Source organism: Streptomyces sp. ActVer, from assembly GCF_027270795.1.
In the GTDB taxonomy this organism is placed as follows: Bacteria; Actinomycetota; Actinomycetes; order Streptomycetales; family Streptomycetaceae; genus Streptomyces; species Streptomyces umbrinus_A.
The window spans coordinates 1-11,233 of record NZ_JAPWHT010000344.1; the positions used below are offsets into that span (position 1 = coordinate 1).

The following is an 11,233-nucleotide window of genomic DNA, read 5'->3' on the forward strand; positions in this document are numbered from 1 at the left end:
GCTGGGGGTGCGTTGTATGGCTGCGGGCCCGGTGGGGGCCGGTCGCGCAGTTCCCCGGGCCCCTGAAAGCGGGGCGGCGCCCCTGGCTTTTGTCTTTCAAGGGGCGCGGGGAACTGCGCGAGCAACCCCCACCCACCCGCAGCCGATCATCACACCCCAGCGGAGCTACCGGCTGGGTACGCGCCCAGTCGATAGCTCCGGCACCCCCATCCGCTCCGCCGGCTCCACCGGAAGCTCCGCCGTCACAGTGAACCCGTTCCGCGCCCCGGGCCCCGCCTCCAACGACCCCCCGGCCGCCGCGAGCCGCTCGGTCAGCCCCTTCAGACCGGTGCCGCCGATGCCGGGCACGGGCGATTCCGGCGCGGCCGGCGGCGCCACCCCACGACCGTCGTCCGTGACCCGCAGTCGAACATGCTCCGCCGAACCATCCACCGTGATCTCACAGCGCCCCGCGCCACTGTGGCGCACCACGTTGGTGACCGCCTCCCGGACGACCCAGCCGAGCAGGACCTCGGTCTGGGCGGCGAGCGGCGGCCCGGACTGGCGGACGACCGGTTCGACACCGGCGGCCCGCAGAGCCGATCCCGCCCGGTCGAGATCCGTCGCGAGGCTGCCCTCGCGGTAGCCGGTGACCGCCTCGCGGATCTCCGTGAGCGCCTGGCGGCCCACCGATTCGATGTCGGAGACCTGGACCAGGGCCGCGTCCATGTCGCGGGGTGCGAGCCGACGGGCCGCCTCCGACTTCACGACGATGACGGAGAGCGTGTGGCCGAGGAGGTCGTGCAGGTCGCGGGAGAAGCGGAGACGTTCCTTCTCGACGGCCTGGCGGGCCAACTCCTCGCGGGCGGCGCGCAGTTCACGTACGGCGTCCGACAGGGAGAGGATCGCCGCGGTCACCATGGTGGACAGGAACGTGCCGTACGCGACGTTCACCGCGCCCCAGCCGTCCCGCAGTCCGGCCACGACACCGGCGAGCGCGCTCAGCCCGATGCCGGTCTTGCCGAGCCACCGCCCCCGGACGATCGCGCCCGCGGCCAGGCCGAGCAGCGGGAAGAAGAGCAGCCAGCTGCCGCCGTACAGGCCGCCGAGGAGGCAGGTCACCACGCCGAGCGCGATCAACGCGCCGCGGGTGGAGCGGGCTTCGCGGGCCTCCTTGGTGAAGGCCCGGAACACCACATGGATGTAGAGGGAGTTGAAGACGAGGAGGCCGATGCCGCCGATCCACGGGTTCGGGGTCTTGCCCTGGAAGAGGTTCGAGAAGGCGCCCATGCCCATGAGGAGCCAGGGGAGCAGGGCGAAACCGCTGGGTGGCGGGCCCAGGTGCTCCGGGAGCTTCCCGGTCTTCTGCACGGCCTTCCGGTCGGCCACGAACGCGTCCCGGTCGGCCTTCCGGTCCGTCCGCGACTCCTGCCACGCCGACATCTGACAGCTGACCCTTCGCAACCAGGACATGTCCTCAGCCCCCTTTCAGACGGTCCGTGCGGTCCTGCGGTACGAGACCACAGCGTACGAGCCGAAGGCCAGCAGCCATCCGGTCAGCACCAGCACCGCTCCGAGGGCCGGCGCGTGCCCGTCGGCGACCGACGTGCCGAGCTGCGCGAACCGGTTCGTGGGTGTGTAGGTGGACAGGGACCGGAGCCAGGAGGGGAAGAGGCTCAGCGGGAACCACAGGCCGCCGACCACCGCGAGCGTCAGGTTGCAGACCATGTTCATCACGCCCGTGGCCTGCGCGGTCAGCCGGTAGCCGTTGCCGAGGCCGAGCAGCGTGAAGGGGATCGAGCCGAGCCACAGCAGCAGCGCGATCACCGCCCACTTCCAGGCGTCGAGCCGTACGCCGTTGACCAGGCCGCCCGCCACGAGGACCGCGACGATCGCGGGCAGCACCGTCACCGCACCCGTGAGCGCCCGGCCCGTCACGACCTGGCGCGGGCTCATCGGCGTGATCCGCAGCTGCCGCAGCCAGCCGATGCTCCGGTCCTCGGCGACCCCGCCGCCGGTGTTGAGGGCCGAGCCCATCGCGCCGTACGCGGCCATGCCGATCATCGAGGCGGTGCGCCACTCGTTGTCGGCGCCGTCACCGAGGTTCGTGAACAGCAGGTACATCACCACCGGCATCACGACACCGCCGATCACGAAGCCGGTGTCGCGCAGAGTCCGGCGCACTTCGAGCCGCAGATAGTCGAGCATCACACCGTCTCCAGGAAGGTACGGGCAGGGGCAGGGGCAGGGGAGTCGGAGGAGGTCAGGGCGAGGAACGCGTCGTCCAGCGAGGCCGGCGCGACCTCCAGGGCGCGTATCGCGCCGCGCTCGGCGAGCGCGATCACCGTGGCGTCCGAGTCGTCGGTCCGCAGCCGAGCCCGGTCGCCGCGCACCTCCACGGAGACCACCCCGGGCAGGTCCGCCAGCCAGTGCGTGCCTGCGTCCGCCAGCCCGTCCGGGCCGGCGGCGAGGTCGAAGGCGACGAGGCTGCCGCCCGCGGCCCGCTTCAGCTGCTCGGCGGTGCCGTCGGCGACGATCCGGCCGTGGTCGATGACGACGATCCGGTCGGCGTTGGCGTCCGCCTCCTCCAGGTAGTGGGTGGAGAAGAGGACGGTGTGACCGCGCCGCGTGTACGCCCGCATCGAGTCCCAGAAGGCGTACCGCGCCTCCACGTCCAGCGCCGCGGTCGGCTCGTCGAGCACGATCAGCGCGGGGTTTCCGACGAGGGCGACCGCGAACCGCACCCGCTGTGTCTGGCCCCCGGAGAGCCGGTCGACGCGCCGCCCGGCCAGCTCGGCGATGCCCGCGAGTTCCAGCGCCTCGGCGACGGGCATCGGCGCGGGATACGTACCGGCCACGAACCCGACCAGTTCACCCACCGTCACCCGCGGCACCGGCCGGCTGTCCTGGAGCATCGCGCCCACACGCCCCGCCCGCACGGCCTCCTCCGGGGTGCCGCCGAAGAGGCGTACGACGCCCTCGTCCGGCTCGTTCAGGCCCAGCAGGAGCGAGATCGTGCTGGACTTGCCGGCACCGTTGCGGCCCAGCAGCGCGACCGTCTCGCCGCGCGCGATCTCCAGATCGACACCGTCCACGGCCCGTACCGCACCGAAGGCCTTGACCGCCCCCGCGAAGGAAACTGCCTGGTCGGCGGCCCCGCGCGTCGAGGTGTCCGCCGCCGTCTCCGTCGTGTCCGCCATCGTCCCCGTCCCCGTCTTCGTCATGGGTACGACGCTACGAATCCCGGGGCCGGCGGGGCAGATGCGCAATGTACGGACTCGGGCAGGACAAATGTCACTGCCGCGTCCGTGCCACCCATCTGACATGCCGTCAGGAGTCTTCACATGTGCCGGACCCTGAGCTATACAGGTGGTCGCCGGACTGGAACGCGTTCTAGAACAGGCGGGTTCCCCGGCTCAGTGTCGACCTCGGTGCGGCCGACGGTGCGGACGGCCGCACCGGGGTCTTCCCCGCCGGCAGTCAGGAGCCCCATGCCCATCGACGTTGCCCAGGCCCTCGCGGCCGAGCCCCGGTCCGCCGGGATCGCCTGGGGTCACAAGGACGTCCAGCTCTACCACCTCGGCCTCGGCGCCGGCGCGAACCCCGACAAGGACAGCCCCGCGACGGACCCCGACGAGCTGCGCTACACCCTGGAGTCCCGGCTGCACGTGCTGCCGAGCTTCGCCACCGTCGCGGGCGCCGGCTCCCCGGGCGTGATCAACAGCCTTTCCATGCCCGGCATCGACGTCAACCTCGCGCATGTCCTGCACGGGGGCCAGACCGTCACGCTGCACCGCCCGATCCCCGTCGAGGGCCGGGCGACCGCCACCGGGCGGATCGCGGCCGTCTACGACAAGGGCAAGGCCGCCATCCTCGTCATGCGCACCGAAGTCGCCGACGACGAGGGCCCGTTGTGGACCAACGACGCCCAGATCTTCGTACGCGGTGAAGGGGGATTCGGCGGCGACCGCGGCCCCTCGGGCCGGCCGGAACCGCCGACGGGCGATCCGGACCGGACGGTCGAGCGCGCGATCCGTGAGGACCAGGCGCTCCTGTACCGGCTCTCCGGCGACTGGAACCCGCTGCACGCCGACCCCGAGTTCGCCAAGCTCGCCGGCTTCGACCGGCCGATCCTGCACGGGCTGTGCACGTACGGGATGACGCTGAAGGCCGTCGTGGACACCGCACTCGGCGGCGACGTGGGCCGGGTCCGCTCCTACACCACGCGCTTCGCCGGGGTCGTCTACCCGGGCGAGACCCTGCGCATCCGCATGTGGCAGGGGGACGGCACGGTCCGCGTGACGGTGGGCGCCGCCGACCGGGACGACGCACCGGTCCTCGCCGACACCGTCGTCGAGCACAACTGAGGGACCAGGGACCTACGTACGTTTCCGAGGGGAGCCGCACCATGCGCGCAGCCGTACTGCACGAGATAGGCCAGGACAAGCTGGAGATACTCGACGACGTCGAGGCGACGGGCTTCGGCCCCGGCCGGGTCAGGATCCGGGTGCGGGCCACCGGCCTGTGCCACTCGGACCTCTCCGCGATGGCCGGGGTGCTGCCGCAGCCCGCGCCGTTCGTCCCCGGGCACGAGGGGGCGGGCGAGATCCTGGAGGTGGGGGAGGGCGTCACCAACGTCAAGCCCGGCGACCGGGTCGTCGTCTGCTGGCTGCCCGCCTGCGGTGCCTGTCCCGCCTGCAAGCGCGGCCAGACCGAGCTGTGTCTCGCCGGGTTCATGAACGCGGGCACGCCCAACTTCAAGCGCCCCGGCGGCGATGTGTTCGGCTTCGCCGGCACCGGGACCTTCACCGAGGAGGTCGTCGTCGACGCGGGCTGCGCCGTGCCGATCCCGGACGACGTGCCCTTCGACATCGCCGCCCTCATCGGCTGCGGCGTCACCACCGGACTCGGCGCCGCCCTCAACACCGCCGACGTGGAGGCCGGTTCGTCGGTCGCCGTCATCGGCTGCGGAGGCGTCGGCATCTCCGCGATCCAGGGCGCCCGGCTCAAGGGCGCCGCCGAGATCGTCGCCGTCGACCCGGTCGCCTCCCGCCGAGAGGCCGCGCTGAGGTTCGGCGCCACCAGGGCCGTGTCGCCCGACGAACTCCCCGACGCCAAGCAGACGGTGACCGCGGGCGAGGGCTTCGACTACGTCTTCGAGGTCGTCGGCCGCTCCGCCACCGCCCGCACCGCGTACGACAACACCCGCCGCGGCGGCACGCTGGTCGTCGTCGGCGCGGGCGCCATGGACGACTTCCTCCAGCTCAACATGTTCGAGCTGTTCTTCGACGAGAAGCGGATCCTGCCGTCCATGTACGGCGGCGGGGACGTCCTGCGGTCGTACGAGCGGACCATCGCGCTGTGGCGCGCCGGGCGCATCGACCTGGAGGGGCTGATCACCCACCGGGTGCCGCTGAGCGACATCAACGAGGCGCTCGACCAGATGCGTTCGGGTGTGGCGCTGCGTACGTGCATCGAGATCTGACCCCTGATCCGACTTCTCGATCCTCTCGATCTTCTGGCCACCGACGGCTGAAGGGACCTTGATGTCACTGCCACTGGAGGGCCGGTCCGCGATCGTCACGGGTGCGGGCCGCGGCCTGGGCCGGGCGGAGGCGCTGGAGCTCGCCCGGCTCGGCGCCGCCGTCGTCGTCAACGACTTCGGACAGCCCGGCCGGGACGGCTCCGGGGATGCGTCCGCCACACCCGCCGAGGAGGTCGCCGCCGGGATCCGGGCGGCGGGCGGTCGTGCCGTCGCGCACACCGGAGATGTGGCCGACCACCAACAGGCCCGGGAACTCGTCGAGTTGGCGGTCGCCGAGTTCGGGCAGCTGGACATCCTCGTCAACAACGCGGGCATCCTGCGCGACCGGATGGTCTTCTCGATGTCCGAGGACGAGTGGGACTCGGTGATCCGGGTCCATCTGAAGGGCCACTTCAACACCACGCACTTCGCGGCCGCGCACTGGCGGGCCCGGTCCAAGATGGCGGACGCGCCGGTGTACGGGCGGATCGTGAACACCTCCTCGGAGGCGTTCCTCGCGGGCTCCGCGGGACAGCCCAACTATGCGGCCGCGAAAGGCGGAATCGTCGGGCTCACCACCTCGACGGCACTGGCGCTGGCGAAGTACGGCGTCACGGCGAACGTCATCTGCCCGCGCGCCCGGACCCGTATGACGGCGGACGTCTTCGCGGGCTTCCAGGAACCGGCGGGCGACGGGTCCGAGGACCGGCTCGACCCGCTCGCACCCGAGCATGTCGCCCCGCTCGTCGGCTACTTGGCCTCGCCCGCGGCCGCGCACGTCAACGGCCAGCTCCTCGTCGTGCACGGCGGGATGGTCGCGGTGGTCGAACGGCCGCGGGTGGCGGCCAAGTTCGACACCAAACAGGACGCCTTCACGTACGACGAACTCGACGCGCTGCTCACACCGCACTACGCGGACCGGCCGGCGGGGGAGACGTTCGCGGCGGCGGAGGTACTGGGGCTCAAGCACGAGTGACCCCCACGGGCGCCCTTCACGGGCAGCCCCCACGGCAGACCCCCCACGGGTGATCGCGCGGGTGACCGCTGTGGTGCTCGCACGGAAAGGCCCCGCCCGACGAGTGTCGGGCGGGGCCGTGTGACGCTTCGGACCTGAGGTCGTCAGGCCCCCTTGTCGCCGTGCTCGGCGGGCTTACGGTGCCGGCCGCGAGGGGTCGCCTCGCCCTCCTGCGCGGAGACGGGCCCCCGGTGCCTGCCGTGGCCACCGTCGTCTGCTGCCTGGGTCACCGTCGCCCGCGGGTCGGTGGCCGTCGTCTCCATGGTGCTCGTGTCGCTCATGTGGAAATTCACCCCGTGTCAACAAGATCCTTCGGTACAGCGCGGGCGAGTCTAACGGGCGGGTGTGACAGTGCTGAGGGGTGGTTGGGGCTACTCGGTGGTCACTTTGAGGGGGGTGGAAGGGGGCGTCGTTTCGACGCTCGCCCGGAGAGCGCGGAGGGCCGGCGGGCACTCGGTACTCACCTGCTCGACCTGGAGTGGGTTCACCGGGAGTGGAGCTGGGGGCAGGGGAGGGGCCGGGGTCGAGGGCGGGGTTGGCCGGACTTCAGAAGGAGCGCCTTGCGGGGGCACCGGCTGAATCGCAGGTTGAACCACCGGCTGAACCACCGGTTGAAACGCCGGTTGAACCACCGGTTGAAACGCCGCCTGAATCGCAGGCTGCATCTCCGGCTGGGCTGACGCCTGGTCCGCCGCCTCGTCCGCCGCCCGGTCCGCCGTCTGGACTGTCCTCCGGACTGCTGGGCGAATGCTTTCAGCGGGAGCCCCGCCGGTCCCCTCGGCGGGCACGGGACCGGAGCTCTCCGGGTCGATCGGGACCAGGAGAAGGGTGCTTTCCGTGTCCGCCGGGAGCATGTACAGGGGGTTCCCGGCGGCTGCATCACTGACGCCCTCGACGGGTGCACGGCCCGTGGCCTCGGCGCTCGCGCGGTTCGTGTGCTCCGCGCCCGGGTGGCCGGGGACCGCACCGGGTGCGGGGCTCGCGCTCTCGGCGGTCGCACGGCTCGTGTGCTCGGCGGCCGAGTTGCCCGCGCCCTCCGCATCCACCTGCCTCGTGCCGTCGGCGGCAGTCCAGGCCGCCCCCCGGTGCCCGGGGCTCTCGACGGCAGTCCAGCCGGCGCTCTCCGCATCCAGCTGCCTCGTGCCGTCGACGGCAGTCCAGTCCGCCCCCGGCTGCCCGGTGCTCTCGACGGCAGTCCAGTCCGCCCCCTCCGCACCCATCTGCCCCGTGCCCTCGACCGGGGTCCAGCCCGTGCCCTCCCTGCGGACCGGCTCCGGGGCCTGGGCGGCGGCCCAGCCCGTGCCACCCGCCGCGACAACCGGCCCCGCGCCAGGGCCGGTTGTCCGTCCGGCTCCCGCTCCCGCCGCCTGTGCCAACCGGCGGCCAGCGAACGCGTTCGCCATCAGGCGTCCCGTCAGCGGCGCCTGTTGGAGGGGTACGGGACGGGCCGTCGCGGACTCCGGGGGACCCGTGACCGACGGCCCCCGTGGCGCGTCCCCCCGCGCCTCAGCCGTACGGTCCGGATCCCCCGGGCCCCCGTCCCCCGCCCCCGTGGGTGCTCCCACCCGTGACACGCCGCACGGCACCGCCCCCGTCGCGTACGGCAGATGGAGCACCCCGTCCCTGGTCCATTGGCCCGAGCCCGCCAACCAGCCGTTGGGCGCGGGCAGTTGATGGAGATACCGCTCGGCGGGACGCCACATGCCGAGCCAGCTGCCGGAGGGGCCGCCGATCCGCAGGGCGACCGCGCAGCTCTCCGGGGTGAGCACCTGCCCCGGCTGGATCGCGAACGGAGTGACCGCGCGGCCGGGCAGTTGCAGGTACTCCGGGAAGCGCACCGGCAGCGTGCTCCCCAACACGCCCCAGCCGAGCCGCTCCTGGCCGGGCGACGGCGCGTCCGAGCGGATCAGGAGCAGCCCGCTGTCGGCGTCCGCGAGGAGCAGCCGGTCGTTGCTCTGCTCGGAGATCTGCAACAGCGGCGACACCTCGCCCCCGCGCTCCAGATCGACCGCGACCGTCTTGGTCCGGCCGTCCAACTGCCGGTCCAGCGCGAGCAGTCGGTCCCCGCCGCCCAGCCACACCCCGCCCGAGCAGCGGCCCGGTACCTCCGCGAGATGCTCGGGCCCGAAGGCGCCGCCCGCGACCAGCCACACGGCCGTCGAACCCCGGCCAACGGCAAGGGCGTACGCACGGGTGCCGGCCGGAGCGGGCGGCAGCAGCCGCAACTCCGTGCCCACGTCCGGGCATTCCACCGCGCCGAGCAGCACCTCGCCCGTCCCCGGGCCCGTCGGATACAGCAGCGAGAACGTGTGCCGTCCGTCGACGAGGCGGTGGATGAGCACCCGCCCGTCCGCCATCGGCAGCACTTCCGTGCCGGGCTCCTCGGGCTGGTTGCCGGGCAGGGGCACGGCGTACGGCTCGGGGCCGTCCAGTGTCCAGCGCTCCGGGAACCAGGAGTCGCCGCTGCGGGCCAGGCGGGCCGCGTACGACCCGTCGACGGTGATCACGCACCCTGCTCGTGCGGCCCATTCGTTCTCGTTCACCGCCGCGGACGATGGGGTTCCCCCCTGCTCGAGCGAAGTCGAGACCTCGGGGGAGGCACAGGCCGTCATCGTTCGGTCACCTCCGGCCATGAAACCTAGTTTTCGCACGCACAGGCGTGGGACCGGCAGGTGACCGCTTCACACATAAGAGTGGCCCGTTTCTGATTCGCCTGAGGGAACGGGGGCGGGTGTGCTGAGCGGCGGTGAGGCGGTTTATGGTTAGGGCTGCCTAAGTGGCGTCTGAGGGCTGTCTGTGGGGTTCCTGAGTTCCCCGCCGTCCCTTCGCGTGCCACCGGGCCCGGGCGGCACGAGACCGAGCCCGAGCCCGATCTTGAACCAGATCATGAACCAGATCATGAACCACCGGAGTGTGTGCCTGATGTCCCTGCGACGCCGCGGTTCCGCCGCCGTCGCCCTCGCCGTGGCGGCCGCTCTCTCGCTCGCCGCCTGCGGTTCGGGCGACTCGGACTCGGCTTCCGGCTCCGGAAAGTCCGACAACGGCGCAGGCGGCAAGTCCGTCGCCACCGGCGGCGAGGACTTCGCGAAGGCGGCCTAGGAGACGGCCAGGATGGGGACCACGGCCAAGGCCGGCGAGTTCCCGCGCACGATCAAGCACGCGATGGGTGAGACGGAGCTGAAGGCCCAGCCCAAGCGCGTGGTCGTCCTCGACGTCGGCGAGCTCGACAACGTCGTCTCCCTCGGCGTGCAGCCCGTCGGCTGGGCGCCCACCGAGGGCTCGGACGGGATTCCCTCGTACCTGAAGAAGGACGCGGGCAGCCCGAAGGACATCGGCACGATCAACGCCCTCAACCTGGAGGCGATCGCGGGCCTGAAGCCCGACCTGATCCTCGGCAGCGAGCTGCGCGCCGCCAAGCTCTACCCGCAGCTCTCCAAGATCGCCCCCACCGTGTTCTCCATCCGTCCGGGCTTCACCTGGAAGGAGAACTACCTCCTCAACGCGGCCGCGCTCGACAAGACCGCCGAGGCGAAGACCCAGCTCGCCGCGTACGAGAAGAAGGCCAAGGCCCTCGGCGACGAACTCGGCCCCGACAAGCCGACCGTCACCATGCTCCGCTACCTGCCGGGCATGATCCGCCTCTACGCCAAGGCGTCCTTCATCGGCACGATCCTTGAGGACGTCGGCATCCCGCGCCCCAAGAACCAGCAGATCAACGACCTCGCGGCGGAGATCAGCCCGGAGAAGATCGACGACGCCGACTGGATCTTCACCGGTGTCTACGACGACGCCAAGAAGACCGACCGCGCCACCGCCGAGGACAACCCGCTCTGGAAGAAACTCGGCGCGGTCGAGGACGGCCAGGCCAAGGACGTACCCGACGAGACCTGGTACCTCGGCCTCGGCGTCACCGCGGCCGGCGAGGTCCTCGACGACCTCAGGGGCTTCCTCGCCAAGTAGCGCAGTTGGCGGGGGCGGGACGGACGGCCGGACGGACTGCCGGTCAGTCGCCCGCAGCGGGGTCGCCCGGTCACGGCTGGTCAAGTAGCCCGCGACCGGTGGGGCACGGACACAAGGCAGGTAGCCTTTTGTTCGTGCCCCGTCTGTCTGAAGTCATCGCCGCGCTCGACGCTCTCTGGCCCCCCGCGAGCGCGGAGGACTGGGACGCGGTCGGGACGGTCTGCGGAGACCCCGACCAGGAGGTCTCCCGCGTACTCTTCGCCGTCGACCCGGTCCAGGAGATCGTGGACGAGGCGGTGAAGCTGGGCGCCGACCTGCTGGTCACCCACCACCCGCTCTATCTGCGCGGTACGACGACGGTCGCGGCCTCGAACTTCAAGGGCCGCGTCGTGCACACCCTCATCAAGAACGACATCGCGCTGCACGTCGCCCACACGAACGCCGACCGCGCCGACCCGGGCGTGAGCGACGCCCTCGCCGGAGCCCTGGACCTCCGCGTCGTACGCCCCCTCGTGCCGGACCCCACCGACGCCGACGGCCGCCGGGGCCTCGGCCGGGTCTGCGAGCTGGACCATCCGCTGACCGTCCGCGAGTTCGCCGCCCGCGTCGCCGAGCGGCTGCCCGCCACCGCGCAGGGCATCCGCGTCGCGGGCGACCCCGAGGCGCTGGTGCGGACCGGGTCACCGGGCGGCTGCCGTTCGAGGCGGACTCGCCGCTGGCCATAGCGTATGCGCACGTCCAGGAGGAGCCCGTCC

The 11,233-nt window shown here is 72.1% G+C and carries 7 protein-coding genes and 3 pseudogenes; 5 read left to right on the top strand and 5 right to left on the bottom strand.

What is annotated here, in order from left to right:
* Positions 1-165: 165 nt before the first annotated feature.
* The 3 genes from O3Q52_RS38390 to O3Q52_RS38400 are packed head-to-tail and all read right to left on the bottom strand — an operon-like array spanning position 166 to position 3,179.
* On the bottom strand, positions 166-1,452 hold the full coding sequence (locus tag O3Q52_RS38390) for a sensor histidine kinase (protein WP_269653219.1): 1,287 nt from the start codon (positions 1,450-1,452) through the stop codon (positions 166-168).
* 15 nt (positions 1,453-1,467) lie between these two features.
* Positions 1,468-2,187, bottom strand: coding sequence for an ABC transporter permease (locus O3Q52_RS38395; protein ID WP_269653220.1), 720 nt, complete (start codon positions 2,185-2,187; stop codon positions 1,468-1,470).
* On the bottom strand, positions 2,187-3,179 hold the full coding sequence (locus O3Q52_RS38400) for an ABC transporter ATP-binding protein (RefSeq protein WP_269653224.1): 993 nt from the start codon (positions 3,177-3,179) through the stop codon (positions 2,187-2,189). The genes O3Q52_RS38395 and O3Q52_RS38400 overlap by 1 nt, the downstream gene beginning before the upstream one ends.
* Positions 3,180-3,470: 291 nt before the next feature.
* Between O3Q52_RS38400 and O3Q52_RS38405 the strand changes: the two genes are divergently transcribed.
* The 3 genes from O3Q52_RS38405 to O3Q52_RS38415 all read left to right on the top strand — a co-directional run bounded on the left by O3Q52_RS38405 (position 3,471) and on the right by O3Q52_RS38415 (position 6,479).
* Positions 3,471-4,346: a MaoC/PaaZ C-terminal domain-containing protein gene (locus tag O3Q52_RS38405; protein ID WP_269653221.1), complete on the top strand. Its 876-nt coding sequence runs from the start codon at positions 3,471-3,473 to the stop codon at positions 4,344-4,346.
* Between the two features lie 41 nt (positions 4,347-4,387).
* Entirely contained in the window at positions 4,388-5,464 is a 1,077-nt protein-coding gene (locus O3Q52_RS38410) for a Zn-dependent alcohol dehydrogenase (protein ID WP_269653222.1), read from the top strand.
* A gap of 61 nt (positions 5,465-5,525) precedes the next feature.
* Positions 5,526-6,479, top strand: coding sequence for a 3-oxoacyl-ACP reductase (locus O3Q52_RS38415; RefSeq protein WP_269653223.1), 954 nt, complete (start codon positions 5,526-5,528; stop codon positions 6,477-6,479).
* A 143-nt stretch (positions 6,480-6,622) separates the two neighbouring features.
* On the opposite strand, the gene O3Q52_RS38420 is transcribed toward O3Q52_RS38415, so the two are convergent.
* Positions 6,623-6,799 carry a hypothetical protein gene (locus O3Q52_RS38420; RefSeq protein ID WP_269653225.1) on the bottom strand — a complete coding sequence of 59 codons (177 nt, stop codon included), beginning with the start codon at positions 6,797-6,799 and terminating at the stop codon, positions 6,623-6,625.
* Positions 6,800-7,918: 1,119 nt separating this feature from the next.
* A pseudogene (locus O3Q52_RS38425) lies at positions 7,919-9,130 on the bottom strand (hypothetical protein); the annotation flags it as partial.
* Between the two features lie 310 nt (positions 9,131-9,440).
* Between O3Q52_RS38425 and O3Q52_RS38430 the strand changes: the two are divergent.
* A pseudogene (locus O3Q52_RS38430) lies at positions 9,441-10,478 on the top strand (ABC transporter substrate-binding protein).
* A gap of 134 nt (positions 10,479-10,612) precedes the next feature.
* A pseudogene (locus O3Q52_RS38435) lies at positions 10,613-11,155 on the top strand (Nif3-like dinuclear metal center hexameric protein); the annotation flags it as partial.
* Positions 11,156-11,233 lie beyond the last annotated feature (78 nt).

What these genes read in the sequence shown, in the direction of transcription:
- O3Q52_RS38390 (WP_269653219.1), bottom strand. Translation starts at nt 1,452, where the DNA reads ATGTCCTGGTTGCGAAGGGTCAGCTGTCAGATGTCGGCGTGGCAGGAG.
- O3Q52_RS38395 (WP_269653220.1), bottom strand. Translation starts at nt 2,187, where the DNA reads ATGCTCGACTATCTGCGGCTCGAAGTGCGCCGGACTCTGCGCGACACC.
- O3Q52_RS38400 (WP_269653224.1), bottom strand. Translation starts at nt 3,179, where the DNA reads ATGGCGGACACGACGGAGACGGCGGCGGACACCTCGACGCGCGGGGCC.
- O3Q52_RS38405 (WP_269653221.1), top strand. Translation starts at nt 3,471, where the DNA reads ATGCCCATCGACGTTGCCCAGGCCCTCGCGGCCGAGCCCCGGTCCGCC.
- O3Q52_RS38410 (WP_269653222.1), top strand. Translation starts at nt 4,388, where the DNA reads ATGCGCGCAGCCGTACTGCACGAGATAGGCCAGGACAAGCTGGAGATA.
- O3Q52_RS38415 (WP_269653223.1), top strand. Translation starts at nt 5,526, where the DNA reads ATGTCACTGCCACTGGAGGGCCGGTCCGCGATCGTCACGGGTGCGGGC.
- O3Q52_RS38420 (WP_269653225.1), bottom strand. Translation starts at nt 6,799, where the DNA reads ATGAGCGACACGAGCACCATGGAGACGACGGCCACCGACCCGCGGGCG.